Annotated in this window: 25 protein-coding genes and 1 tRNA gene; 11 read left to right on the forward strand and 15 right to left on the reverse strand. The window is 30.9% G+C overall.

Annotation, left to right across the window (positions count from 1 at the left end):
• Positions 1-192 precede the first annotated feature (192 nt).
• Positions 193-1,593 carry a single-stranded DNA-binding protein gene (locus NPIRD3C_RS00660; protein ID WP_148702375.1) on the forward strand — a complete coding sequence of 467 codons (1,401 nt, stop codon included), beginning with the start codon at positions 193-195 and terminating at the stop codon, positions 1,591-1,593.
• Here NPIRD3C_RS00660 and NPIRD3C_RS00665 read toward each other — a convergent pair.
• Together NPIRD3C_RS00665 and NPIRD3C_RS00670 are read right to left on the reverse strand one after the other, a co-directional pair.
• The gene (locus NPIRD3C_RS00665; RefSeq protein ID WP_148702376.1) at positions 1,590-4,331 is read right to left on the reverse strand and encodes a DEAD/DEAH box helicase; all 2,742 of its coding nucleotides are present in this window, start codon (positions 4,329-4,331) and stop codon (positions 1,590-1,592) included. The two genes, NPIRD3C_RS00660 and NPIRD3C_RS00665, sit on opposite strands and share 4 nt — an antisense overlap.
• Before the next feature lie 98 nt (positions 4,332-4,429).
• A complete protein-coding gene (locus tag NPIRD3C_RS00670) occupies positions 4,430-5,083 on the reverse strand; it encodes an ATPase domain-containing protein (RefSeq protein ID WP_148702377.1) in 654 nt (217 codons plus the stop codon).
• Between the two features lie 107 nt (positions 5,084-5,190).
• Between NPIRD3C_RS00670 and NPIRD3C_RS00675 the strand changes: the two genes are divergently transcribed.
• Together NPIRD3C_RS00675 and metK are read left to right on the forward strand one after the other, a co-directional pair.
• On the forward strand, positions 5,191-5,436 hold the full coding sequence (locus NPIRD3C_RS00675; RefSeq protein WP_012214473.1) for a U6 snRNA-associated Sm-like protein LSm6: 246 nt from the start codon (positions 5,191-5,193) through the stop codon (positions 5,434-5,436).
• Between the two features lie 15 nt (positions 5,437-5,451).
• Positions 5,452-6,618, forward strand: coding sequence for a methionine adenosyltransferase (metK, locus tag NPIRD3C_RS00680; RefSeq protein WP_148702378.1), 1,167 nt, complete (start codon positions 5,452-5,454; stop codon positions 6,616-6,618).
• Here metK and NPIRD3C_RS00685 read toward each other — a convergent pair.
• On the reverse strand, positions 6,595-7,464 hold the full coding sequence (locus tag NPIRD3C_RS00685; protein WP_148702379.1) for an NAD(P)H-binding protein: 870 nt from the start codon (positions 7,462-7,464) through the stop codon (positions 6,595-6,597). The two genes, metK and NPIRD3C_RS00685, sit on opposite strands and share 24 nt — an antisense overlap.
• An 89-nt stretch (positions 7,465-7,553) precedes the next feature.
• Here NPIRD3C_RS00685 and NPIRD3C_RS00690 point away from each other — a divergent pair, with 89 nt between their 5' ends.
• From NPIRD3C_RS00690 to NPIRD3C_RS00705, 4 genes are read left to right on the forward strand one after another with little or no spacing between them, the layout of a single operon-like run.
• Positions 7,554-8,639, forward strand: a complete 1,086-nt coding sequence (locus NPIRD3C_RS00690) for a cobalt-precorrin-5B (C(1))-methyltransferase (RefSeq protein ID WP_148702380.1) — start codon at positions 7,554-7,556, stop codon at positions 8,637-8,639.
• A 31-nt stretch (positions 8,640-8,670) separates the two neighbouring features.
• The gene (locus NPIRD3C_RS00695) at positions 8,671-9,723 is read left to right on the forward strand and encodes a cobalt-precorrin 5A hydrolase (RefSeq protein WP_148702381.1); all 1,053 of its coding nucleotides are present in this window, start codon (positions 8,671-8,673) and stop codon (positions 9,721-9,723) included.
• The gene (locus NPIRD3C_RS00700) at positions 9,720-10,472 is read left to right on the forward strand and encodes a sirohydrochlorin chelatase (RefSeq protein WP_148702382.1); all 753 of its coding nucleotides are present in this window, start codon (positions 9,720-9,722) and stop codon (positions 10,470-10,472) included. Before NPIRD3C_RS00695 ends, NPIRD3C_RS00700 begins: the two co-directional genes overlap by 4 nt.
• Positions 10,462-11,103 carry a precorrin-8X methylmutase gene (locus NPIRD3C_RS00705; protein ID WP_148702383.1) on the forward strand — a complete coding sequence of 214 codons (642 nt, stop codon included), beginning with the start codon at positions 10,462-10,464 and terminating at the stop codon, positions 11,101-11,103. Before NPIRD3C_RS00700 ends, NPIRD3C_RS00705 begins: the two co-directional genes overlap by 11 nt.
• Here NPIRD3C_RS00705 and NPIRD3C_RS00710 read toward each other — a convergent pair.
• Positions 11,092-12,444, reverse strand: a complete 1,353-nt coding sequence (locus tag NPIRD3C_RS00710) for a cobyrinic acid a,c-diamide synthase CobB (protein WP_148702384.1) — start codon at positions 12,442-12,444, stop codon at positions 11,092-11,094. The genes NPIRD3C_RS00705 and NPIRD3C_RS00710 overlap by 12 nt on opposite strands.
• Before the next feature lie 86 nt (positions 12,445-12,530).
• On the opposite strand from NPIRD3C_RS00710, the gene cobO reads away from it, so the two are divergent.
• From cobO to NPIRD3C_RS00725, 3 genes are read left to right on the forward strand one after another with little or no spacing between them, the layout of a single operon-like run.
• Complete coding sequence (cobO, locus tag NPIRD3C_RS00715; RefSeq protein ID WP_148702385.1) at positions 12,531-13,061, forward strand: cob(I)yrinic acid a,c-diamide adenosyltransferase; 531 nt, start codon at positions 12,531-12,533, stop codon at positions 13,059-13,061.
• Positions 13,062-13,101: 40 nt separating this feature from the next.
• Complete coding sequence (locus NPIRD3C_RS00720; protein ID WP_148702386.1) at positions 13,102-13,899, forward strand: translation initiation factor IF-2 subunit alpha; 798 nt, start codon at positions 13,102-13,104, stop codon at positions 13,897-13,899.
• A 1-nt stretch (position 13,900) separates the two neighbouring features.
• A complete protein-coding gene (locus NPIRD3C_RS00725) occupies positions 13,901-14,056 on the forward strand; it encodes an RNA-protein complex protein Nop10 (RefSeq protein ID WP_148702387.1) in 156 nt (51 codons plus the stop codon).
• 3 nt (positions 14,057-14,059) lie between these two features.
• Here NPIRD3C_RS00725 and NPIRD3C_RS00730 read toward each other — a convergent pair whose 3' ends face one another.
• The 6 genes from NPIRD3C_RS00730 to NPIRD3C_RS00755 all read right to left on the reverse strand — a co-directional run bounded on the left by NPIRD3C_RS00730 (position 14,060) and on the right by NPIRD3C_RS00755 (position 19,185).
• Complete coding sequence (locus NPIRD3C_RS00730; RefSeq protein ID WP_148702388.1) at positions 14,060-16,198, reverse strand: STT3 domain-containing protein; 2,139 nt, start codon at positions 16,196-16,198, stop codon at positions 14,060-14,062.
• A 65-nt stretch (positions 16,199-16,263) separates the two neighbouring features.
• Positions 16,264-16,713, reverse strand: a complete 450-nt coding sequence (locus NPIRD3C_RS00735; RefSeq protein WP_148702389.1) for a YbhB/YbcL family Raf kinase inhibitor-like protein — start codon at positions 16,711-16,713, stop codon at positions 16,264-16,266.
• A gap of 34 nt (positions 16,714-16,747) precedes the next feature.
• Positions 16,748-17,116, reverse strand: coding sequence for a type II toxin-antitoxin system VapC family toxin (locus NPIRD3C_RS00740; protein WP_148702390.1), 369 nt, complete (start codon positions 17,114-17,116; stop codon positions 16,748-16,750).
• Positions 17,109-18,371, reverse strand: coding sequence for a translation initiation factor IF-2 subunit gamma (locus tag NPIRD3C_RS00745; RefSeq protein WP_148702391.1), 1,263 nt, complete (start codon positions 18,369-18,371; stop codon positions 17,109-17,111). Before NPIRD3C_RS00745 ends, NPIRD3C_RS00740 begins: the two co-directional genes overlap by 8 nt.
• Before the next feature lie 31 nt (positions 18,372-18,402).
• Positions 18,403-18,813: a S6e family ribosomal protein gene (locus NPIRD3C_RS00750; protein WP_148702392.1), complete on the reverse strand. Its 411-nt coding sequence runs from the start codon at positions 18,811-18,813 to the stop codon at positions 18,403-18,405.
• A 198-nt stretch (positions 18,814-19,011) separates the two neighbouring features.
• Positions 19,012-19,185 (reverse strand): zinc-domain-containing protein, encoded by a 174-nt coding sequence (locus tag NPIRD3C_RS00755; RefSeq protein WP_148702393.1) that lies wholly within the window; start codon positions 19,183-19,185, stop codon positions 19,012-19,014.
• Between the two features lie 52 nt (positions 19,186-19,237).
• Here NPIRD3C_RS00755 and NPIRD3C_RS00760 point away from each other — a divergent pair.
• Positions 19,238-19,311, forward strand: a tRNA-Gly gene (locus NPIRD3C_RS00760).
• On the opposite strand, the gene NPIRD3C_RS00765 is transcribed toward NPIRD3C_RS00760, so the two are convergent.
• Genes NPIRD3C_RS00765 through NPIRD3C_RS00785 form a run of 5 tightly spaced genes read right to left on the reverse strand, consistent with a single transcriptional unit; the run spans position 19,312 to position 25,900 of the window.
• On the reverse strand, positions 19,312-20,274 hold the full coding sequence (locus NPIRD3C_RS00765) for a tetratricopeptide repeat protein (protein WP_148702394.1): 963 nt from the start codon (positions 20,272-20,274) through the stop codon (positions 19,312-19,314). It lies immediately after the preceding tRNA gene.
• A 33-nt stretch (positions 20,275-20,307) separates the two neighbouring features.
• Positions 20,308-20,850 (reverse strand): glutamine amidotransferase-related protein, encoded by a 543-nt coding sequence (locus tag NPIRD3C_RS00770; RefSeq protein WP_148702395.1) that lies wholly within the window; start codon positions 20,848-20,850, stop codon positions 20,308-20,310.
• Positions 20,851-23,706, reverse strand: coding sequence for a UPF0182 family protein (locus tag NPIRD3C_RS00775; RefSeq protein ID WP_148702396.1), 2,856 nt, complete (start codon positions 23,704-23,706; stop codon positions 20,851-20,853).
• 47 nt (positions 23,707-23,753) lie between these two features.
• Positions 23,754-24,875: a DNA primase small subunit domain-containing protein gene (locus tag NPIRD3C_RS00780; protein ID WP_148702397.1), complete on the reverse strand. Its 1,122-nt coding sequence runs from the start codon at positions 24,873-24,875 to the stop codon at positions 23,754-23,756.
• Entirely contained in the window at positions 24,875-25,900 is a 1,026-nt protein-coding gene (locus NPIRD3C_RS00785) for a DNA primase (protein ID WP_148702398.1), read from the reverse strand. The genes NPIRD3C_RS00780 and NPIRD3C_RS00785 overlap by 1 nt, the downstream gene beginning before the upstream one ends.
• Positions 25,901-25,930: the final 30 nt, after the last annotated feature.

Consider the following 25,930-nt stretch of genomic DNA (forward strand, 5'->3'; position numbering starts at 1 on the left):
CTAATTTAGTTAATCAGTTGTTTCATCATAGATTTTGTTGTAGTTTGACAAATTAAGAGACAATATATTCAAAACAAAAAAAATTTAGAATTATTGATGTGTAATTGACAATAAAGCGATCTAATTTGGTAAAGATTCAATACAATAAGATAATGAAATTTTTATTAATAGAATAAAGATAGAAATTATAAATTGTCTGAATTTGATAGTCTTATTGAAAAATTAATTGAGCAAAAACCAGAACTAACTAGAGAAATTATTGAAGAGCAAATAAAACTAAAAAAAGAGAAAATCGGTGCAGGGTATCTAACTGATCAAGGAGCTTTATTCTTAATTGCATCAGATTATGGTGTAACATTATCTGGACCACTAAAAGTTGAAATGAGTTTGAAGGATCTCTATGCTGGAGCAAAAGAAATATCATTAGAAACTAGAGTTTTGAATTTATCACCTGCAAAACAATTTTCAAGAAAAGATGGTTCTCCATTTTACCTTAGAACTATGACAGTATACGATGATGCAAACTCTACAGCAAGTGTGAAATTATGGGATGAAAAAGCCAACCTTCCTGGAATTGAAAATCTAAAACCAGGGGACTTGATTAAGATCATCAAGGCTTATGTCAAGTCAGATCTTGATGGCTCACCAACAATCAACATTGGTTCAGGTTCAAATGTAGAAACTACTGATTCTGCAAGTGATATTCCAACAATTGATACAATCACAAAAGATGTAAGTGAGTTGGAAGAAGGTCAAAAAGATCTGGTTGTTTTAGGAGAAATTGATGGGATCATTAGCGGTATGGAATTTACAAATTCAAGAGGCATACCTGGAAAAGCGTTAAGAATGAGACTAAAAGGTAAAGATGGAAGTGGAATGAGAGTGGTTCTTTGGGGAAAAGATGAATCATCAATTCCAAATATGATTTCACAATCAGCTAAAGTAAGATTACTTGGTGTCAAGGTTAAATCTGGAAACCAAGGATTAGAAATTCATGGAAACGATGCAACAATAATTGAGATCGAGGGAGGAAAAGAGGCAGAACCAGTAATTGCAAGAATTCTTTCAATGTCATCAACAGAAAATGGGAGAACCATGATTTTAGCTGTAGATAATAAAAGGAATCTATACAACATTAGTGATTCATCAAATTCAACTAGCATTTGCGTAGAAGGAGATGTTATCGAATGCATGCCATCTAAAGCATATGGAAATTCAATTACACTTGATGAAAATTCCTTTGTAAGAAAACTAGAGAATGATGAAAATATTCCATCATTATCTCAAATTAGAACAAAAATTAATGATGTTAAAGTTGATGGTAATTATTGCATAGAAGCTATAATTTTGAAAGTTCCAGAAAGACGTGAAGTTCAAACAAAAACTGGAGAATCAATTGCACTTTCAGAAATGTTTGTAGAAGATGATACTGGACAAATTTGGGTAAAAGGATGGAGAAATCAAGCTAGACTAATTGATAAATGTGAATTAGGAGAAATTGTTTCAATAACAGGCCTTAATGCAAAAGCTGGACTAGAGGGAAGAATAGAAATGTTCTTAACAGCATTTTCTAAAATTACTAAAAAGAATTAAGAATCCCAAAAGCCTCTAGTAACTACATACTGTCTTTCTGCTTCATAGATCTGCTTTAGTAAATGTTCTTCATCAACCATATTTCGAAGAATTCGAGCAGCAGTATCTGCACCTACACCATAACCAGACATGACAATAATTGCAATCTTACCAAAATTTTCAACCAGAGACGACACTTTCCAGGCACGGTCTACCTTGTGTTTTTCTTCACGGGTCAATTTTTTGCCCTCATGTTTTTTTCTGATAATTTTAGGAAGATCATAATCAGAGTAAAACGTTGCAGTAATTTGGCGTCCTTTACAATAAGGACAAATCAGTATGTTTTTTACTTCGTTTGTTTCTACAACACGTTCCCATTTTCCACACCTAGCACAAATTAAACGGTGTTTTGTTTTATCTAATCTAGCTTTCACAAGATCTAAAATTCCTTTATCAAGATTAGTAGGAGAAGAATAGTACTTGGAGGTATGATCTAAGATAGGTTCTGCTAATTTTGAGAATTGATCAACTTCTAGCCATTTTACATGAATTTGATCTTCACGAATTTCTTTTAAGATTTTATCAGTATTTTTGAGATCGTATTTGTCATGGAATAATTCACGTAATGCCTCTTGAACAAGTGCAGTTTTTGAATATCTTTCATACAAAAATCGTGCAGATTTTCTTTCATAAATTGCACCACGTCCTACAATTCCAAACTTTTTTGCAACACACCAGGTTCTCCAATTAACATTATGAGTACCAGTAAGAGATGCAGTAACCATAGAAAATAAATCATAATCATCTTTTAAAACTTCAAGAAACAATTTTTCTGATATTCTTGATCTAGAGGATAATACTATCCTATAACCATCTGAACGAGAATCCACAATAGATCCCAACATAGATGACAACATGGAAGAAAGTAATGTAGAAAGTGTAGAGTTAATTTTTGTACCAAAACAAGAGTGAAGTACAATTGAACCTTGAGATCTACTAGACTCAATTACTATGTTATTCTCATCAGAAATTTCATTAAAATTTAATTTTTCAATTGTTTTGTTTGTTAGCTGAAGTGAACCTGAACGCACTTTACTCCTAAAATTACCCACTTTTCTGGCGGTTTTGTAATCAATAGGAATGTTTTCACCCTCCCAATATGGAACTGTTATTCCCCCACCTCGAAATGGCTCAACATTTACTGTAAAGGATTTTTCATCAATATTTAGAATTCTCCATTGTGAACCTTTTAGAACAAAAATATTTCCAGAGTCACCAAAATCACCTACAAATCGCTGATCCAAACTTCCAATGATTTTTTTTCCTACACTGTCAAACACTTTGAATTTGAGAATATCAGGAATTGTAGAAAGATTTTCAAAATAATATTTGAAAGAACGGCCTTTCTTCCAAAAAGTCATCTTTGTTTTATCAAAAAAGATCAAATAATTTGAATCAAGTAAATCTAGAACATCTATAAGTTCTTTTAATTTTAAATTTCTAAATGGATAAGCTCTAGTTACCAAATCAAATGCTTTGTCAATTGAAATTTCTCCAATTTGCATTGTTAATCCAACAAGATGATGAGCTAGAACATCAAGTGAGCCATCATGAATTTTTTGCTCTTCAATAGAACCCTCTTTAATTCTTTGAAGTATGGCCTGTGCTTCGTATTCATCGTCAGAATTATTTGTAATAATTAATCCTTTAGCAGATGCATTACGATTATGTCTGCTTCTTCCTATTCTTTGAACTAATTTAGACACTTGTCTAGGTGAACCGTAATGAATTACTAATTCAACAGAACCAATATCCAATCCCAATTCAAGAGAAGATGTACAAACAACAATTCCTCGTTTTCCTTCACGTAAATTTTGTTCAGTCTCTTCTCTGACTTCCTTTGAGAGAGAACCATGATGCAATTCAATTGGAATAGTAGATTTTTCTTTGAGTATTGAGGCTAAAAATTCAGATTCACCTCTGGTATTTGTAAACAAGAGGATAGGAGAATCCAAATCCAATTCAGACACATGTTCAACAATTTTTTCTGCTACATCAGAAATTGTTCCATTTACATATTTTATCTCCACATCATATTTTCTTACAGAGATATCTCTAATTATCTCACATTTTCTTTTGGTACCTACAATAAATTTTCCAGCTTCTTCAAAATTACCAACTGTAGCAGACAAACCTATTTTTGTAAGTGGAAATTTAGAATTAAGTTCCAATCGCTCAATACTTAGAGAGAGTTGAGTACCTCTTTCACTAGATAATAATTCATGTACCTCATCAACTACAATCCATTCTAAATCAGATAACGCATCAAGGTATTTGACTTGAGTTAAAAGAATAACTAAAGTTTCAGGAGTTGTGATCAGAACATCGGGAGGATTTTCAGTGATTTTTTTTCTATCTTTTTGTGTTGTATCACCATGCCTGATTTCAATACTTAATTCACTTTGATGAGCATATTTTGTAATTCTTCGAAAAACATCTCGGTTTAATGCACGTAAAGGAGTAATGTAAAGAGCTTTAATTTTTCCTGTTTTCTTAGAATTTTTCAATAAAGAAAAAATTGGGATTACAGAGCATTCTGTTTTTCCAGAACCAGTAGGAGCAATAACTAAACAATCTTTTTTTTGTAGAATTATTGGTGAAGCCTTTTTTTGAATTTCAGTTAAATTGGAAAAACCAAAATTCTCAAATAATGATTCATGAATCGGAGTCATCTGGTGTTTTAGATCTTGATCTTTCATAAACAATTACACCAACTAACCCAAGTGTAAATAACACTACAGTAATAATCGGGATAGAGTCAAAAATTCCTGCCATTAGTAAAATTTCTCATTGACCGTTAAATATCTTCAGAAGAAGATAATCCTGATTGGTTAATCGTATAAGAAAATGAATTTTCTATAAATGCTGAGTAAATTTTTCCATTAAATTTTGAAGAATTTTTTGTTAGATGTATTTTGATATGAGTGAATGGGTCAATTGCATTTTTCATATTTTCAATTTCTTTTCCTTCCAAATTCCTTATCATATTAGTAATAACAACAGGAACTTTGTTAGATATTGCAAAATTAGCCAAATCATGCATGTATTTCATAAACAAAGAATTTTTCACAAAAATAGATTCATCATTTTTATATTCATAAGAAAACAAATCAGTTACATTATCAATCAAAATTAATGAAAAATTTTTGTCGATATTTTTGATTGAATTAATTTGTTCAGAAGTGTTAGTTAATCTTGAAACAGTAACTTGGTTAAGAAAACCTAATTGGGATTCAGAGATTTTTTGAATATCTAATATTCTTTCAGGTCTAAATCCTCCTGTTGTATCAAAATACAGGACATGACCTCCGTTCCTTATAGAATTTATTGCCAATTGTAATAGTAATTGAGTTTTTCCTGTTCCATTTTTTCCAAAAATATCTACAATTACACCATCTGGAATTCCCCCAGATAGAGATTTGTCTAATTTTTGTAAACCAGTTAAGATCATCGTGTTATTATTAGAAAAGTAAGAAAAAATTTAAGGAATTTCAATTTTCACAAAGGAGGTAAGGCTTTTATTCTAGAGAACAAAGTTGCAAATCAAGTGAACAATTAGTGTCTCAATCAAATAGCGCAAAAAGACCTCTAACAACTCTTCAGAAAAGTACAAAGAAGAAAGTTACTGTAAGACTGAAAAATGAAGTCGAATACAAAGGTAAAATGGATAATGTTGATTCATACATGAATTTGATAATGACAGATGCTGAAGAACTGCATGAAGGTAAAACTATCGCAAACTACGGTAGAGTTATTGTAAGAGGTAACAACGTATTATTCATTAAACTAGAAAATGAACTCTAGTAGGTAGTTAGTTTTATGACAAATAATTTTCTATTTACATCTGAATCAGTAACGGAAGGACATCCAGACAAAGTTTGTGATAATATTTCAGATGCATTTTTAGATGAATTCCTTAGACAAGATCCTGATTCAAGAGTTGCAGTTGAAACAATGGTAACAACTGATTTTGTTGCTGTTTCAGGAGAAGTAACATCAAAAGCTAATTTGGATAAAAAAGCACAAGAGGAATTAGTTAGAAAAACAATCAGAGAAATAGGATATGATAACAAAGATTTGATGTTTGATGCAGATACTTGCCAAGTAATTTTAAGATTACATTCTCAAAGTCCTGACATAAGTCAAGGGGTAACAGCGACTGAAGAAAAAGAGCAAGGTGCTGGTGATCAAGGGTTAATGTTTGGATATGCAACAAATGAAACTGAGGAATTAATGCCTATGCCTATTTTGTTAGCACACAAACTTATTGAGAAATTATCTCAAGTAAGAAGAGACAAAACATTACCATGGGTAAGACCGGATGGAAAATCTCAGGTCTCTGTAAGATACCAAGATAACAAACCAACTAAAATTGAAACAGTGGTTGTATCTACTCAACATGCACCAGAAATATCTCAAGAAGAGATTGAAAAAGAAATCATTGACAAGGTTATCAAACCAGTATTAGGAGATCTATGGAATGATGACATTAAAATTCACATTAACCCAACTGGAAAATTTGTAATTGGTGGTCCACATGGAGATGCAGGCCTTACTGGAAGAAAAATCATTGTAGACACATATGGTGGTTTTGGAAGACATGGTGGAGGAGCATTCTCTGGTAAAGATCCATCAAAAGTAGACAGATCAGCTTGTTACATGTGTAGATATATTGCAAAGAATTTGGTTGCAGCAGGTCTTGCAGATAGATGCGAAGTCCAACTTGCATATGCAATTGGAGTTGCAGAACCAGTATCACTATACGTTAACACATTTGGAACAAACAAGATTCCTGAAAATAAAATCGAAGATTTAGTTAGAAAGAATTTTGATATGAAACCATCTGGAATCATTTCTCAATTAGATTTGAAAAGACCAATTTACAAAAAGACAGCATCATATGGTCATTTTGGAAGAAACGAGTCAGAGTTTGGTTGGGAAAAAACAAACAAAGTTGATGCTCTAAAACAAGGCGCCGGTCTTTAGTAATTCTTTAACTGATTGAAAATCCATTTTTGATAAATTTCTGAGTTTTTTGTAATCTCCAACAAAATTTCCTACTAGAATATTAAGATCATCTACGCTATAATCAAAGTTTGAATCATTTATTGCGAAATGATATGCTTTTTCAATATCCATGTAACATAGTTTGGTTTTTCTCTTTTGAAGAAATAGTTGAATGTATTTTTCAAATGAAATTATTTCAGGACCAACAAGATCCAAGATTTTGTTGTTAAATTTTTTATCAACAATAGACTGTAAAATTAATTTCGTAACATCATTTATCGAAATTGGTTGTATAGAGTATTTTCCAGAGCCTGGAATAATGATTTTATTTTTTTTAATAGATATTTTTAGATATTTAGTGAAAAGATCGTCTTTTCCTACAATATATGAAGGTCGAAAAATTGTATAGTTGATTTTTGAATCAATAATAGATTTTTCAGCCTTGAATTTTGATAAAAAATATCCTATTGAAGTATCAGAAGATACACCAAGTCCACTTACGTAGACAAATTTTTTGATGTTTGCTTTTTTAGATAAATTAATAATTTTTTGTGTTAATTGAAAATTTATTGATTCGTAATCAATTTTTGTAGATTGTTTTCCAATTCCTATAAGATGAATTAAAGCATCAGAGTTTTTTATATTAGAAAGAAGTGATTTTGGGTCATAGTTTTTTGAGATGATTTTGGTTTCATTTTTGAATGATTTAAAATTTTTTCGGGAGATAGAAATTAGATGGATATTTTTTTCAGATAAATATTTTCTAAGATTTTTTGCTACAAATCCACTGGCACCTGTAATCACAATTTGAAGCGGTTTATCCATAAGATTTCAAGTAATTTTTATTTTAAATCTATTTGGAAAATAAAAAATCCTAAACAAGAGTTAATACAGTAAAATGGATACACCCGATTGTGGCAGAAGAAAAAAAGCTAAGAACTGGGTATACAACAGGAAGTTCTGCTACTGCAGCATCAAAAGCAGCATTACTATCAATTATCAAACAACAAAAGATTGAAGAAATTGAAATTACCTTACCGAAAAAAACAACCATTAAGATTCCTGTAAATTTATGTCAATTTGAAAAAAATAAGGCAAAATGTTCTGTAATAAAGGATGGTGGAGATGATCCAGATGTCACACATGGTGCTGAAATTATTGTAGAGTTAAAATTCAATGATAACAAAAATCAGATTGAAATTGATGGTGGAGAAGGAGTAGGCATAGTAACCAAACCCGGTTTGGGTTTGGAAATCAATAAACCCGCAATTAATCCAGTTCCAAAAAAAATGATTAGAGAAAATCTTCAAGAGATAGGAAAAGATATTCTAAAAGAAAAAGGAATTAGAGTTGTAATATCAGTTCCAAAAGGAAAAGAATTAGGACCAAAAACAGACAATCCCAGAATAGGTATCAAAAATGGAATTTCAATTTTGGGTACAAGTGGCATAGTGATTCCATTTTCAACTGCGTCATATGCTGCATCAATTAGACAGAATTTGGATGTTTCAATTGCTATGGGAAATGACACAGTAGTGTTAACAACTGGAGGAAGAAGTGAAGATTTTGCAAAAAAGATCGTAGATCTTCCAGAGCATTGTTTTGTACAAATGGGAGATTTTTCTGGATATACTATTCAACAATGTGGTAAGAAAAATATCAAAAAAGCATATGTTGTTGGATTTATTGGAAAACTTGCAAAGATGGCAGCAGGAGTAAAACAAACTCATGTTAAAGGTTCTAAAGTAGATATGAATTTTCTAGCAGAATTAGCAAAAAAAGTAAATGCTGATGAAAAAATTATTGAGAGTATCAAAAAAGCAAACACAGCAAGACATGTATCAGAAATCATCCAAGAAAATAATGTAAATGGATTTTTTGAATTAATTTGTAGTGAAGTGTATAGACATATGCGAAAACACAGTGAAGAAAAAGTTCCAATTGATGTCATATTATTTGATTTTGAGGGAAATATTTTGGCAAGAGAACCAAAAGGGTAAGGTATTTTATTAAATCAACAAAGTTTTGAATATGGAGAAAATTTCAGTTCTTGCCATTACCAAAAATGGCATCAATATTGGTCAAAATCTTAAAGAGTTTTTTCCAAAATGGAGTGTTTTTGCACCATCCAAATTATCTAACCAAAATGACTCAATTACATGGTATTCAGGACCTACATCTGAGAAAATTGTTGAGCTTTTCAAAAATAATGATGCATTAATCTGTCTATTTTCTCTAGGTGCAGTAATTCGATTAATTGCACCTCATCTAAAAGACAAAAAAACAGATCCTGCAGTTATTGTAATTGATGACAAAACAAATTTTGTAATTAGTGTATTATCTGGACATATAGGTGGAGCAAATGAACTTACTGAAATAATTGCAAAAAAATTACAAGCACAACCAGTAGTCACTACAGCTGCTGATGTAAACAAAACTATTGCTGTGGATTTAGTTGGAAGAGATTTTGGTTGGAAAATAGAGGATGACTCAAATGTTACTAGAATTAGTGCACATATGGTAAATGAAGAGCAAATTGGTGTTTTTCAAGATGTTGGAAAAAGAAATTGGTATAAACAATTGCCAAAAAATGTTTCATTATATAACACCATAGAAGAATTGAAAAATTCAAAATCTAAAGCAAATTTAATAATTTCTGATAAAGTAATTGAAGATGATTTAGCATCTGAATCAGTTATTTACAGACCCCCAAGTTTAGTAATTGGAATAGGTTTACACTGGGATACATCAAAAGAAACTATCAAGGATGGTATCAATGATTGTCTAGATAAATTCAAACTTAGTTCAAAATCAATAGCAAAACTAGTTTCTATCAAAAAACCTGAAGATGTACAAGGACTAATAGATGTTGGAAAAGAGATGAAAATTCCAGTAGAATATGTTGAAAGAGAAGATTTGGCTAAGGTTACAGCCCCCAATCCTTCAGATACTGTAAAAGCTTTTGAGGGAACACCTAGTGTTTCAGAGGCAGCAGCAATCCTAGTGTCAAATGGCAAATTAATTGTAGAAAAACAGAAATTCCCACCAAATTTGACTATAGCCATAGCGAGGATTGAGAATTGAAACGAGGATTATTAATTATTGATAGAGGAAGTAGAGAAAGAGAAGCATCTGAAGAATTAGAGACTATTTGTGCAGGAATTAAGGCTAAAGGAAACTATGTTTTTACTGATTATTGCTTTTTGGAGGTAGAACCACCATTTATTGAAGATGGTATTTCAAAATGTCTCAATGAAGATATTGATTCACTAACTATAGTACCATATTTTCTGTATCCAGGAAAAAAGGTAAAACTCGCAGTAACTGATACAATGAAATTACAAAAAGACACACAAGTAAAATTTCTAATAACTAAACCGATGAGCATGCACAAAACTTTGGTAGATATTGTTGAAAATAGAATTGAAACTACTCTAAAAGAAAATAATGTTACATTATCTAACAAAGATGTTGATGTAATGATAATTGGTCATGGTAGTAAGGATCCTAATGCACAAATGTCCTTAAACTATATTGTAGATGAACTAAAAGGTTCTTACAGAAATGTTAGTCGTTGTTGGTTAGAAATTGAACAACCAGATATTTTTGAAGGAGTTAAAAAATGTGAGAAAGATCAACCAAAAATATTAGTAATTGTATTTTATTTCTTACACGAAGGTGCACATGTTAAAACTGACATTAATAATGATTTGATTCCAGCTCTAAAAGATTCAAATCTCGAAAATACTTTTATCACAAAACATATTGGAACTGATGAGAAAATTATTGATTTGATTATTGAAAGAGCAAAAGAGGTAGAAGATGCAAACTAAAAAAGGTCAATCAATTGAAGATGCAAGTATGCAGATGATTGAAAATGAGATTGGTTTTCATTCTTACAATGAAAAAGAATGGCCTATTGTAAGAAGAATCATTCACTCTACAGCAGATTTTGATTTTGCAGATAAGAATAGGATAATTTTTCACAAAGATGCAATTGAAAGTGGAATGAAAGCATTGAAGAGTGGTTGTAGTATTGTAGTTGATGTTAACGGAGTAATTGGAGGTCTCAATAAGCAAAATCCTAAAGATTTTGGAAATGATATTGTTTGTAATATCTCAAAACCTGAAATTATGGAATTGGCAAAAAAAGAAGGAAAAACACGATCTCAGGTATCAATGAGGATTGCAAAATCAGATATTGATGGAGGAATTGTAGCCATAGGAAATGCACCTACAGCCTTACAAGAGGTGATAAAAATGGTAAAAGAAGGAATTGTCAAACCTGCCCTAATCATAGGTATCCCAGTTGGTTTCATTTGTGCTGCAGAATCAAAAGAGGAATTATCAAAGTTAGAAGAGACGCCATTTATCACAAATTTGGGTAGAAAAGGAGGCAGTTCTTCAGCATCTGCTATAATTAATGCAATTTTCAAGTTAATTCAAGCAGAGTCAGCTTCTTGAGTATTTTATGCAGTTTTTAACAAAATTTTCGGCATAATTAGAACTATCAAAATATAGATGCCCATACGATGCAAGAGAATTGTAATGAATCATGCCATCTTTGTGATTCTTGATACCATCACCAATATCTAATTCATAAACAAACTTTGAATCTGAAGATATTGAATCTAGTTTTGAATAGTGAAATTCATGACCTTGAATATTATGCGGTCTTTCAGAAATTATTGAACTCTTAATTTTTCCTTTAGTATAATTAAGTTTCATTTTTTTTGTCATAAGAGTTTCTGCATCAAAAAGACCAACCATTTTAAATTTTTTATTTTCTGATGAAATAGATTTTGTTAGATACATCAAACCACCACATTCTGCATATATTGGAAGATCATCTTCAGCAAGATTTTTGATTAGTTTTTTCATAATTTGATTTTTTGCTAGTTTAGATCCTAAAATTTCAGGGAATCCTCCACCAATGTATAATCCATCACATTTTGGAATTTTTTTATCATTAATAGGACTAAAAAATTTTAATAATGCACCTTCTCTCCTAAGGGCTTCTAAATTATCTTGATAATAGAAATTAAATGATGTATCTAATGCTACTGCAATTGTTGTTTTTGATTTTTTATGAACAGGTTTAGAGATTTTTGATAAGTCAGAAGTATTTTTTAGAATTTTTATAATTTGATCGATATCTAAATTTTTTGAAATTATTTTTGATATTTTTTGGATCTTTTTATATAATGTTTTATTATCTAAAGTAGAAAATAACCCGAGATGTCTTGATTCCAAATTAAGGAGTGGATCTTTTGGGATTATACCAATTATTGGAAGTTGAGTTTTTAGCAAAGCTTGTCTACAAAGATTTTCATGTTTTTTACTGCCTATTTTATTAAGAATAATACCTGATATTCTAGAATTTCTATGAAATTTTTGAAATCCTAATGCTGTAGCTGCAATAGATCGAGCAGTTTTACTTGCATCAAGAATTAAAATTACTGGAGATTTTGTTATTGTAGCAACATGATGAGTACTAGCATAATTAGTGTCACCACTAAACCCATCATAAAATCCCATTACACCTTCAATGACAGATATATTTGATTTTGAATTTGAGATAAAGCTAGATAGTAAATTATTTTTTCCCATCAACCAAACATCCAAGTTGAATGATTGATTATTTGAAATACTAGAAAGATAACTTGGATCAATATAATCAGGACCGACTTTGAAGGGTTGAATAGAATATCCTCGTTTTTTAAGTGCATAAATTATTGAACAAGTAATGGATGTTTTTCCAACTCCACTACTAGCACCTGCTAATACAATTCTAGGAATTTTCAATTGCATGAATAATATTATTTTTTTATTTAAATCGATGTATTTGTGAAATACTCAATGTTTTTAGTTAGATATTGAAATTAGACATTATGAGTAATGGTTTAACTATTGTATATACGGGAAAAGGTAAAGGAAAAACTACTGCCGCATTAGGGTTAGCATTAAGAGCTACAGGTTATGAAAAGAAGATTTGCATGATTCAATTTATCAAAGGTTCATGGCATTATGGTGAGATGGATTCTTCAAAAAAACTAGAACCCAAATTTGAAATGGTTGCAGTTGGCAAAGGTTTTGTTGGAATAATTGATGATAAGAGTCCAAAAGAAGTCCACGAAAAAGTTGCAAAAGATGCAATAAAGATTAGTAATGAAAAAATTCAATCAGGAAAATATGATATTGTCATTTTAGATGAGATTAATTACGCAGTAAATTTGAATTTAATTTCGGTAGATGAAGTACTAGAGATGATAAAATCAAAACCTAATGATGTAGATTTAGTTTTAACAGGAAATTATGCTAGAGAAGAAGTGATAGAGATTGCTGATTTAGTCACAGAAATGAAAGAAATTAAACATCCATTTCAAAAAGGAATTAAAGCTAAAAAAGGGATTGATTTCTAGCCAGCAACATTAATTTACACAGTTAGGAGTTTTAGAAGAAATGTCTACAGAAGTTCAAGAGATGCCAGAACAGGGAGAGATTGTTCTTGCTACGGTTACTAAGGTTATGGATCATGGTGCATATGTCACATTAGATGAATATGATAATCTACAGGGGTTTTTACATATTTCAGAGATTGCTCCAGGATGGATAAGATCAGTAAATAGATTTGTCAAAGATGGAGAGAAAAAAGTCCTTCTTGTAAAAAAAGTAAATCCCCAAAGAGGCGATATTGATCTTTCATTAAAACAAGTATCAAAAGATCAGAAAAAACAAAAACTAAAAGAAGTTAAGAAATTTGAAAAAGGAAAAACATTACTACAAAATGTTCAAGAAAAAGCAAAATTATCAGATAAGGATATTGAAAGGTTAGAAGATAGCATTTATTCAAAATATGATTCAATATATGATGCATTTATTCAAATTGGAAGAAATGGAATTGATTCAGTAAAAGAATTAAAAATTCCAAAAAAAACTGCAAGTGTTATTGAAGAAATTTGTTCAAAGATTAAACTTCCATCAGTTGAAATTAGAGGAATAATGGAAATTACTAATTCAAAATCAGATGGAATTGAAATTATTAGAAAAACTCTCTTAGATGAATTAAAAAAGGATTCTACAATAGACATTACGTATTTAGGAGCACCAAAATACAGACTATCGATAACATCAGAAGATTTCAAATCTGCTGAAAAGTCTTTAAAACCAATAATTGCAGATATTCAATCCAACATAGAAAAAAAGAAAGGAACTTTCAAATTTACCAGAGAAGAATCAAAGAAAACAAGAGAAAATTAAAATGAGATTTCAATTAAGAAAATGCACAAAATGTTTTCAATATACACTAAAAGAAAAATGCTCTAATTGTAATGACCAGACAATTTCTGCACATCCAGCAAAATTTTCACCAGATGATAAATACATGAGATATAGATTAGCTGAAAGATATAATTAAAAATTAATTTAGTGGGATGTACTCTTTGTTGATTTCATAAACTAGTACTCCTGTAACAGGTCCACTATTTTCTATGTCAAGACTTGGTGAAGAGTAGATTAATCTGAAAGGACCGTTTTCATCTTTTGGAAATTTGATATTTTTTACATAAATTCCTGTATAACCTTGTTGATATTCTAGAGATTGTTGGTTAGTATGAAAATCAACATATGAAACTAAACTAAATGGCAACATATTACCTAACATAGTATCATTCCAAAAATGATTTGTTCCGCTTATACCATCTGAATGAAGGTAATCATACAATGGTTTATCTGCAATTCTCATAAACCATTGTTTTTTTGATTCATCACCACCACCACCTAAGAAAAAGAAGGGCTCATCATTATTCCCATTAACAGACAATCTTTCTGCAGCAACGAAAATTACGAAATAATCAGCACCTAACTCTTGAAGAGATTTCCAGCTTTCAACAGGGTTATCTAAAAGAATTTTAGCAATATTTTGTATTTTTGCTGAATCGATTGTTGAATTATCAGCTAAAGTTGCTCTTTCAGCTTTAGTTTGTATCCAATATCCGTAATCCCACCAAGAAGCAATAACAGAATCTTTAGGTGTGTTATTTTTTATCCATTCCAAAGAATCATTCCAATCATTATTAACTATTTGAAATTGTGTACCACCATTTAGTATTGTAGGCGGAGCATCAGTTAATGCAAAAATGGTTGAATTTGCAGGAAATATCAAAGGAATCATCAATAATATAACTAGTCCAATTCCAAAAGATAATTTTATGGAAAAAGTTTTTAGTTTATTATTTTCAGTTTTTCTTGAAAACAATTCTTTTATCAAAATAGAAATTCCTAAAGAAGATAGAATAATTATTGCAATAGATGCAAAAACTTCTAATCTAATAAATGCTGAACTGATGTAAACACCAGAAATACCAAAAATTAAAGAAAAAGAAATCATATCATTTTTTATTGGATAAGATTTTTTAATATTTTTTAAAAGTAACCAAATTCCAATTCCAGCAAAAATCATTAGAACCGAATGGAAAAGAAATGATTGCTGAATTGAAGTTGTTGCATGTTCAGCGACAGAATCAACAAGTGGATCTGTTGTTGTTAAAAATGGATTTATTGCATTTAGATATCTATAAGAAGGAAGTGGAATTACATTTGAATCGCTACCTAATATAAGAAATATTGAACCAATTATTAGAACAGCAATTAAAAAAAACAATCCATTTCGAGTTTTAGATTTTTCACTGCTTTTGGTTTGAATTATTATGCAACAAACAAGAAAAATTGTAGGGATGATTAAAGATATGCCTCCTAACCCCATAACAAAATTGATTCCCAATCTTTCAAATCCAAGAGAAACAACTAGAGTAGTAATTGTAAAAATGGGGATGGTCCAAATTAAAAATTTATGATCTGCCCTCAAAAAAGGCAATGTAAAAAAGAAGATTCCTAAGGGTATAATGAAGAATTGATCTCCTCCCCAAGCAGACATTCCAAATACTATAAAAATACCAGCACCAACAAGTTTGGATATTACAATTTTTTTATTTTTTGAGTAAAGTCCACTCAAAAACAAATAGACACCTAAAATCCCAAAAAATATCCCTAATGGTTCTGATTTGAACCAACCTATTTGCCCACGAATAATTATTGGAAAAGAAATTGAAAAAAATAATGCAGATAACAGTCCTGCTGTGGTGCCACCAATTACTCTAACTAATGCAAAAATAACTATGCAAGTTAAGGAACCAAAGATAACTGGAAACAAAATTGTAAAATCATAAAGATCTCCACCTCCACCAAAAATCCAATAAGTTATAGCTGCTGTTAGGTGTAACATAACTTGAGAAGTATCAGAGACATTTCTTCCAGTAGGATACCAACTTAAGTCATCATTCCATTGAAAATATTCATCAATTCCGTTTTCAATAATATATTGTGTTGCTCTATAATTAAAAAAAGGATCAAATTCGTGTAATTCCCAACCAAAATCTGCGGGTTGAGATCGTATTAGAAAAGAAACTGAAAATGACAATACAAGAATTCCAATTATTAGAAGATGAATGAGTTTTAAGTCAAATTTTCCAATAGAACATAAAGATTGATTAGAATTCAATGTTTTTTTACAATAGTCTGTACTTATTACACTTTATGTAAAATTTAATTTTTAAAAATTTGTATTTATTGTGGAGCATATTTGCCAATCAATTTTGCTTCATCAATAATATGATCTTTCATAGAATTTTCAAGATCTTTTTTAGTTGAGCCTTTACCTAGAGCAAGTGTAGTATCAAGTGCATACAACTTGAAGATATAAGTATGCTCTTTGTCAGGTGGGGCAGGTCCACCATAACCAATTTCTCCAAAGTCAGTTTCTCCTTCAATTGAATTTTCAGGTATAGAATTTTCATCAATTTTTCCTACATCCTTGGAGATATTCCATAAAACCCAATGAACCCAAACTTTGCCAACAGCTCCCATTGCATCAGGATCATCCATAATTAAAGCCAGAGATTTTGTTGATTTTGGAACATCGCTAATAATTAATGAAGGACTTTCATTTCCATTTTTGTAACCAAATTTTTTTGGTATTGTATCACCATTTTTAAAAGATGAACTTTCTAACTTCATATATTTAGTAAATTAAAGCTAAAGTTAAATTTTTCTAAGATTCTAAAATTATTTTATCATTAGAAAAAGACAATATAGAACCACCAACATTTTTTATTTGTTTTTTTAATTCTTTATCCATTGTACCAATAATAGATTTATTGGATTTTGCATATTCTAATAATTCTTTATCTGCAAAAGAACCCGACAATTGGATTGTTTTCAAATTTTTGATAAAATCTAATGTTTTTTCAATATCATATTTTTTTTCGGATATCGTATTTAATTTCAGCAATTCTGTTTTTACAACTTCTGGAACAACAAAAGAAATTGTACCTATTTCTACAGCAAGATTATCAATATTTTTTATTCTTTTAGTAGCAAGATTGATCAAAAAACTGGTATCACATATTACTTCAACCAACTATTCCTGCACCAATTAGTCTCCATCTTTCATCAATTCTTCTACTTAGTGCTACGTTTCCACCTTCAAAAATACAGGCAGGCCTCCTTAATTCAATCTCAACATTTCTGGATTTTACTTTAGATACTTTTCCTAATAATGGTGCAGTTCCAATATTTACTCTGAGTAACTCGCCTGTTTGTATTGGTTGAACTTTAATATCTTCAGTAGTTCCAACTGCTGAATCAAATAATGTCACATCTAGTATTAATTTTGTAGAATTTTCAGGGAGCGTTCCTGGTTTTCCAATAACTGAACCAATAAATGAATCACTACGAGTCATTGAAGGATCTAGCTTAGTACCAATAGCAACCAATCCACCAGGTTTTACTGATTCAACAATTCCTGCAGCAGTTCCTAAAGAAGTTATTTCTGTCACTAATGGTTCATAGATTTTTTTCTTTTCATTCAATATTCCAGGCTTAATTTCAATTTCATCACCAATATTAAAAATGCCTTGAGTTAAGCTTCCACCAATCACACCACCCTTGATATTTTTTAGTTTAGTACCAGGCTTGTTTACATCAAATGAACGTAAAACATGCATAACTGTATCTTGTTTCTCATCTCTGTCAGGAGTTTTGATACTAGATTCTATTGATCCAATTAGTGCATCAACGTTTAGACCAGACTGAGCTGAAATTGGAATAATAGGTGCTTTTGCGGCATGTGTTCCTTTGACAAATTTTGTAATATCTTGATAATTTGCAAGGGCTTCCTTGTAAGATAATAAATCAACTTTATTTTGAACAACGACAATCTGTTGAATTCCAAGGGTTTGAAGTGCTAAAAGATGCTCTTTTGTTTGGGGTTTTGGAACTTTCTCATTTGCTGCTACTAATAATAATGCTCCATCCATTAATGCAGACCCAGATAACATATTTGCCATCAAACTTTCATGGCCTGGACTATCAACAAAACTAACAACTCTAGATAATTCACTTTCTCCACCACAGTTATTACATTTTGGTGTTGTAGAATATCCTAAAGGTTCTTCACAATTTTTACATTTGTAAAATGCTGCATCAGAGTAACCAACACGAATTGTAATTCCACGTTTTAGTTCTTGACTATGAACACTTGTCCATGAACCAGTTAATGCTTGAATAAGAGTAGTTTTTCCATGATCTACATGACCTGCAGTTCCAATGTTGACACATGGTTGGTATCCATACTTTTTGACATACCAATCAGGAAGTGTATCTCTCCAATGCATGAGTCAAAATGTAGAACTGGTATATGTTAAGTTATTCTTTTTTGTCTTCAGGTTTTTCTTCTGTAGACTCTGCATTATCTTCTGTAGGAGATTCAACAGGTAATTCACCATCAAATTTACAATTAATTTGATAGATTTCTTCAGAAACAGTATTTCCACGCATTAATTTTCTTACTCTTTGTCCTTTCTCTGCATCTTGTAAACCTACACCTTTAGAAAGTAGAACATATTTTCTTGCAGCTCCATGAATATCATTTCTCATTGGAACACCAGATTTATCACTGCCTCCAGTAAGTTTTAGTTTTCCAGTTAAACCAACAACAGAAGCATCAGTTTCATGTCCTAATTCAAGACCTAATAGAGGATTAGCATCACTATCTTTGAGTTCTTTAGACATGGATTTTCCTTTAATATCTGAAATGGTGATCTTGAAGTTTGCCAAGTATTCGAAAAAAATCTAAAACGACTAATTAACCTTTGGACATTATTTTTAAATTAATAACGGCATAGAAGAATATGGCTGAAGACATACGATGTCCTAAATGTGATAACAAGATGGTGGACATGCAAGCCTGCCATATGTTTTGTCCAAATTGTGGATCACATCTAGATTGTTCAGATAAAGGAAATTATTGGTAGATTACAGTCCAGGCCTATCAGGAATATATTCAGAGGACATGTTAATTGCATGATCTTTCATGATTTCTAGATACGTGTCATAATCTGCTTCAAAATTACAATGAGGGCATCTTACATTTGTTACATTATCATCCAAAACTGCAACTTTTTCGCATTCAGGACATCTTGCATCCATATTCTAATTTGTTGATTAAGATATTTAATCATAGTTAATGAATATGGCTTAAGCGGAGTTAGTTTAGTCTGGTATGACGTCAGCTTCCCAAGCTGAAGGCCGCGGGTTCAAATCCCGCACTCCGCATCATATTTCACGAATTGCTTGTTCTATAATTCCTCTATCAGGAGCTTTTGGAAAATATTTCAAATAACTTTTGAGATCATCTTTTGCATCATTGTTTTTATTTTGTTTTTCTCTAATATATGCACGATTTTTATAGATTTTAGCAGAACGCTTTGGATTAATTTCAATTGCTTTTGTGTAACAATTTTCTGCTTTTTCAAAATTATTTGTTTTAAGATAAAAATTTCCAAGGCCATTATAGGTCAAATAAGATCTGTTATTGATTTCCAAGCATTTTTCATAAAATTTAATGCATTCAGAAGATTTTTGTTCGTTCATTATAGTACCCAAAAGATGAAGTGCAGTAGAATTATTTGGATTCAATTCAATTGCTTGATTTAGTGAGTTTAATGCTTCAGAATAATTTTTTAGTATATTCTGTCGTTCAGATTCAAAACATAATCGATTTGATTTATCAAAAGAATCATTTTCAAGTTTTATAGAAGATAAAATATCTTGAGGTGCAATTATTATCAATAATTTACCTTCTTCAGACCATTCTTGTTGGAAAATATCTTCAGGAATAGCACCCTCTTGCATTTCTCCTTCTTGATTTCCGGTTTGAATATAATGCAAAATTGTTTTTTCTTCATCATTGTAACCAGTAATAATTGATGCGTGTTGAGTAACCTCAGGTATTCCTGGAAGAATAACTATTGGAGGAATTCCAGAATCAATAATTTTTTTTAGTTCATTTAAAGAAGAATGAACAATTTTACACATTAATCCATGTCTTTCTGCAGATTCAATTCCTTCAATTAGTATACTTCCATTAAATCCTGCATATTTTTTTGCAGTTTCAATAGCTTCAGCCATGGGTAGTTCAACATTCCAATATTTTGAGACAACATTAACAGGTAATGGAAGACAAATATTTTCTTCCTCAACTAAAGGTAAAAGTAACTCATGATCTTCTTGTTCCATAAATCAATTAAATTTTAGAGTAATTAAAATCATTCAGAGCATACAAAATTTTTCAATTAAATTATTTCCATCGTTACTCATTTCAGGATGGAATTGAGTTCCAAAAATAGGCTTGTTTACATGTTTAATAATTTCATACTTACAATTAATTGATTCTCCAATAGAAACTAAATCTTGAGGTAATTTTGAGATCTCAAAATTATGGCTTTCAAAAACTAATAATGAATCATCTTTGATTAGATCATTTTCAAAGATCTTTATAGTTTCATTCCCTTTTTGAAAAGAATTACTTTTTTTAATTGTACCACCCAAGGTCAGGGCCAAAATTTCTGCACCATAGCAAATACCAAGTAATTTAGAATTATTTTTGATAGAATAATTTACAATTTTAGAGTTTATTTCATTAATCTTTTTTTCATTTTTTCTTCTTCCAGATAAAATAAAAGAATCATAATTAGATAATGAATCTAGATCAAAAGCATTTGGGGTTTGTATTTCAAATGAAATATTTTTCTGAAAAAGAAAGTTTGTTAGATTTTTTGTGTAAATAGAACCATTATTAACAACTAGAAGCAATTAATTGCCTACCTCAATTGAGACATAATGGATTTCAGATATTCCATCTTTAACAAATATTGTTCCAATGTTAAGATTATTTTCTTCTTGCCACATGAATACTCTATCACTCATTGGTTTTACAAAGTCATCAATGAATTGTGACAAGAACTCTATAGTTTCCTCACGATCGTTTTCAGTAAAGAAGAATATCTCTCCTTCATTAAATGATAATGGAATTTGTATAGATGTTGGTTCGGCAACAGTAATTTTATTTTCTCTAAATACGGATTTGATGATTTCAATTCTATCATCTCTATCTAATTCAATATAATCAACATCAGCAACGGTCACAGTTCCTGCAACACCTGAAACCTTCTTCAAATATGCTTCAAATGCCTTTTCTTGAGTATCACCAAGTCCAACAAAATATTCACCATTAAATGCAGCACCAACAGCTGCAATTGTTCCTAATTGTGCAACTACACCACCAGCACCAGCAGTATAAACAGGAATAAAGTAAACATCATGGGCACCTACACGATACAAAATATTATCACCAATTCTTGGATTTCTCAATAATGTCTTTAATTGAGCAAATTCAGGATCTCTGTCAAGCGCTTCTCTAACCGCAGTAGGACCAATTAATTTAGTTGTAGAATTTAATGGAACCTCATAGAACTGCAAATTTCCTAAATTAGTAAGATCATTCTCAACTACCATATATCCAGCAAGATTTCTACCCTGTGAGCCACGTAGTTCTAGAGACAGTAATCCTAGGAATTCTGTTTTATCAAATCCAGGGGGCTTTGCTTGAACATAATAAGTATCTAGACCACGAGGAATTTCATAAAATTCGTTTGCTTGAATAAAAGTTTCAACATTGGTTACATGATAGATGTTATACATTTCAGTTTTCCAATTAAACAATTCAACAGGATATCTAATTTGTTCTTCTAACCATGCTGGCATTGGTTGGAATTGTTCAGCATATTGACTTGCAAACATTTCTGTAAAGAAATCATCTCCTGTTTTTAGTAATTGGATATCACCATTGTAAGAATCAACTAAAGCATAGCCTACCAAACGCAAGTATGGATTTCCAACAGACCATGGAACATCTCTAGTATCAAATCCAATAATTAATGGGATTAACCAATACGAATTTTCTCCATCAGTTACAGGAAGTGAATCTAATTCTTTACCAAACAAATCATAGAGGAAATAAGGATACAATATTTCCATTCGGTCATGAACATCTTTGTATCTCATAATATGAACAGATTCAGCTGGAAATGAAAGCAAAAAGTTTGGCTCAAATATCCAACTTAATGGAGGTGAAACATCCAATCCGCCTAGTCCCGAATAGGATACTCCACCAAGTTCTGCACTAGTAGAACCTCTAGAATTTGGATAACCAGACCACGTTTGCTCAAATAATCCACCTTCGCCATAATAAATTTCTCTTTGTTTGAAAAATTTTCCACTGTCAACAATTTGGCCATCAGTAGCTTCCAAAGTAAGGAATCCTTCTGGAACATGTGTGTATACAAGATGCTCATTATACCATCTATTTTCAAGGCTAACAGATGTTGGAAGGATAGGTTTCATTGAAGCTGTCCAATACAACGTATTGTTAAATCTAAGAATATCATTATCTTCAAAGTCTACATATGGAATAAGACCAATTTCAGGCTTTAATTTGGCAAAAGCTGCCTCCCAGTCCCAAACTCGAATTACATCAAGAATATCACTGTTTTGTGAAACATAATTTTTAATATTATTTGGAGAAACAGAAGTTAACTTAACATCATGAATGTTTTCTTGAACATTGTTTAGTTCTCCAAGATATCGATTAACTCCAATTTGTTGAGCAGTGTAAGGTCCAAGAAATTCAATTTTCTTTGCATCTGCAATACTATTATTTACAGAAACAACTCCCGCAACAATAATTGCAATTGCAATAATTGTAAGTATTCTAATGTATACATCTCGCTTAAACATATGAGTTAGAACACGTGCCCTAATTCTATCAACTATTGAAAATGCAATTAATGCAAAACCAATTACAAGCGTTCCACCAATAACATATCTCGTATTGTAATCAATTTGATCAGTGAAAAATAGATTAAAGCCTGCCCAAATAATTCCAATACCGATTATTCCTTCAATAGTTGAAACATAATTTAGATATCTTGGTTTTCCTTCATTAGAGTCTTGAAGAAATGAAGTAATTACATTAATTATTCTATGGAGTCCAACATACAAAACTAAACGCAATCCAATGGCTGCAAGTATAGGAGGAATCAAAATTACTAGTGCAGGTATCATAGGAACAACATTTTCTGCAGCATAGTTTGGATCAGTGTCAGGAGTAACAAACGGTAATGAAAATAATTTTGGTAGATTTTCTATTCCAAGATAATTTCCATCAATAAAGGACATTGCAGCAAATCCAAACATTATATTTGCAAAGAATGCACCAAAAAGGAAGATTTTGGTAATTTGCCATATTACAAATTGTGATGAGTTTAATTTGTAATCTCTAAAACTTGGGACTACATTAGATATTGGTTGTTGTCCACTTTTGCCTAAAAATCCAATGGCAGTATTAATGGCATACCAAAAAATCGAAGATCTGCCTGAAATATTTATACGAACTAATGCTATTGCAGATAAAATTATGGTAGATACCAATGTGTAATAGAGAGGTTTTGTAAATTGATCGCCAAATTCGGTGAAATTCATCGATAAAATAACTGCTTGATTACCTACTATGGCAAAAATTACTATACCAATTATTGCAATGATGCCTAATCGGATATACTTTCCAGCATCTGGTGGAGGTGTCTGCTTATCAGTAGAGGCGCTATACAAAATCAAATTTTGTTGTGACTCGGTAAATTAATGTCTTACCAGTAAAATCAAGCAATTGTAGCTAGTTTTTTGCAAATCATATAGACGGCAGTAAACGTTGGTACACTTACTTTTTCATTATTGTATGGTCCAAATCTTTTATTTTTTAATTTAAACTCAATTGGACAATTTGCTAGCACTTCTACAATATCTTCACTAAGAAAGGATGAATCAGCATATGCATCAAATTTTTTCAAGTCTTTGCAATATATTTTTGTAAGACCACTTTTACTATTAATGGAACCAGGTAAACGAAAGATTCTGTGTATATCCATTGTAACATTAGGATCAATTTTTGTACCAATATTTTTAGAAACATCATCTAAAGTTTTTTGAAATGATGAATATCCATTTGAAATTAATTCTGAAATAATTTTTGATCTCTTTGATTTTGAACCAAATACATATTTGGAAAATCTGCCTCTCCATCCAGATCCACCAAAATCTGGAAAAGAGTTTCTATTAGGCTTAAATTTTTTCATTCCAAACTTTTCAGGGATTGCACCGTTAAACATGACATAATCTACAAGCTCAGATCTTTCTCTAGAGCCAATTTGTTGAAGTTGTGAATTATATACATAGATATGAAATCCTTCATTACCAGAGAAATATACATGAATGTCATCCTTATTTATTGAAAAATCATTTATTAAAATTTCAGTTAGTTTCAAAACTTCGGTTTTTGAAGAATCTATACAATTCTTGCAGGGTAAAGATTTTTTTTCTAATTTTGTAGAATTACATTTTAAACATTTTTCAGAATTGTTTGAAATTTCATTACATACATTACAAATTGAAATTGTATGGTTTACTCTACAGGATAAATTTAGATCCTTTGCATCAATATCAAAAATAAGATCAGCCTCTTTCCAATCTTTTTCATTCATGGGTAAGTTTGGAAATGTATAATATGCATTTGAACAGTATACATCAGATGGGATGTTTTGCATTAGTAACAAATGTAGTTCTTTGTCATCTTTAACTGAAATATGACGTGTCATTCCAGAATTAAATTTTTGATAACCAAATTCTCTTTCTGATGTTCGTTCAGGTACTCGAATTAGATCAAAATGTTCAAAATAATATTTTTTGAACACGTTTTCTAAAAATTTTATGTCAATTTCATTCATTATTTTCTCTTCTTTCCAAATTGTAATGGAGAAATTATGTTATCACACTCCGATGTTGCAAAACAAAGACTTTGCGTTTTTAATTTTTCACATGAAGGACAAGAATATTGGGTTCCACTACCTGAAGTTCCAGATAGATGATTAAGTTGGTAGAGAGTAACACGCTCATTATAGTCAGGTGCATTTTTGAACAATGGTGCAATTTGTTGAATCGATTGCCCTTTTGAAAGAAGGAAAGTTGCTAACATGAATCTGCCAGAATGAGGAAGATTTTCACCTTTTTCAAGCACATCAATTGCATGTTTGATGCAAGGTGGATATTCTCCAGTGGTTACTGTAAAAGTTGAGAATTTTTTTGATAGCATAACAAGTTTGTTTACAGAATCTTCAAAACCAGGTATCATTGTAGGTGCTTTTGCATTTACTATTTTTGAATTAATGTATGTACCTAACTCTTTTCTGATTAATCTAACTGTTTCATGAGGAGTAAGAAATACTTGTCCATTTTCTATATGTCTATTGATTAATTTCCATTCTCTTTCATGAAAATTTATTGAATGTTTTAGATAGTCTGATACTGGAATTATAAAATAATCATCTAATTTTTCTATTTGAACAGAAAATAAATCATCGATTATTTTAATTGCCAATTGCTTTTTTGATTCATCAGAAATATTTGCCAAATCTTTCTCAAGATATTTTTCAGCCCTTCTTGCTTCGGCAAGTGAAAATCTCTTGATTAGAGTATGCATGCCACTGAGTTTTAACAAAACTATGGCTAAGAGGAACGAGAAAACCTCTCTTGGAAGTGCAGCCTCTTTTGAAACTTGATCCTCAATAAGATCAGATTTGTAGATTTTTCCATCTGCTGCAACTCGAATTCTCTCATATGCCTTGTCTATCAGTTCTTTTAGATCTGGATCAGTCCCAAACTGTTCCAGAGTAAATCCCTTATCCTTAAGATATTGGCCAGCATCAGCTAAAAAGGGATATTTCGCAATTTCATCTTGTCCTAATGCAAGCATAATAGTAATTTGTTTAGTTTACTTAAAAAT

The sequence above is a fragment of the Nitrosopumilus piranensis genome, assembly GCF_000875775.1.
Classification (GTDB): domain Archaea; phylum Thermoproteota; class Nitrososphaeria; order Nitrososphaerales; family Nitrosopumilaceae; genus Nitrosopumilus; species Nitrosopumilus piranensis.

What these genes read in the sequence shown, in the direction of transcription:
- NPIRD3C_RS00705 (WP_148702383.1), top strand. Translation starts at nt 10,462, where the DNA reads ATGCAAACTAAAAAAGGTCAATCAATTGAAGATGCAAGTATGCAGATG.
- NPIRD3C_RS00765 (WP_148702394.1), bottom strand. Translation starts at nt 20,274, where the DNA reads ATGGAACAAGAAGATCATGAGTTACTTTTACCTTTAGTTGAGGAAGAA.
- NPIRD3C_RS00695 (WP_148702381.1), top strand. Translation starts at nt 8,671, where the DNA reads ATGGAGAAAATTTCAGTTCTTGCCATTACCAAAAATGGCATCAATATT.
- NPIRD3C_RS00670 (WP_148702377.1), bottom strand. Translation starts at nt 5,083, where the DNA reads ATGATCTTAACTGGTTTACAAAAATTAGACAAATCTCTATCTGGGGGA.
- NPIRD3C_RS00785 (WP_148702398.1), bottom strand. Translation starts at nt 25,900, where the DNA reads ATGCTTGCATTAGGACAAGATGAAATTGCGAAATATCCCTTTTTAGCT.
- NPIRD3C_RS00665 (WP_148702376.1), bottom strand. Translation starts at nt 4,331, where the DNA reads ATGAAAGATCAAGATCTAAAACACCAGATGACTCCGATTCATGAATCA.
- cobO (WP_148702385.1), top strand. Translation starts at nt 12,531, where the DNA reads ATGAGTAATGGTTTAACTATTGTATATACGGGAAAAGGTAAAGGAAAA.
- metK (WP_148702378.1), top strand. Translation starts at nt 5,452, where the DNA reads ATGACAAATAATTTTCTATTTACATCTGAATCAGTAACGGAAGGACAT.
- NPIRD3C_RS00720 (WP_148702386.1), top strand. Translation starts at nt 13,102, where the DNA reads ATGTCTACAGAAGTTCAAGAGATGCCAGAACAGGGAGAGATTGTTCTT.
- NPIRD3C_RS00755 (WP_148702393.1), bottom strand. Translation starts at nt 19,185, where the DNA reads ATGGATGCAAGATGTCCTGAATGCGAAAAAGTTGCAGTTTTGGATGAT.
- NPIRD3C_RS00735 (WP_148702389.1), bottom strand. Translation starts at nt 16,713, where the DNA reads ATGAAGTTAGAAAGTTCATCTTTTAAAAATGGTGATACAATACCAAAA.
- NPIRD3C_RS00685 (WP_148702379.1), bottom strand. Translation starts at nt 7,464, where the DNA reads ATGGATAAACCGCTTCAAATTGTGATTACAGGTGCCAGTGGATTTGTA.
- NPIRD3C_RS00725 (WP_148702387.1), top strand. Translation starts at nt 13,901, where the DNA reads ATGAGATTTCAATTAAGAAAATGCACAAAATGTTTTCAATATACACTA.
- NPIRD3C_RS00780 (WP_148702397.1), bottom strand. Translation starts at nt 24,875, where the DNA reads ATGAATGAAATTGACATAAAATTTTTAGAAAACGTGTTCAAAAAATAT.
- NPIRD3C_RS00745 (WP_148702391.1), bottom strand. Translation starts at nt 18,371, where the DNA reads ATGCATTGGAGAGATACACTTCCTGATTGGTATGTCAAAAAGTATGGA.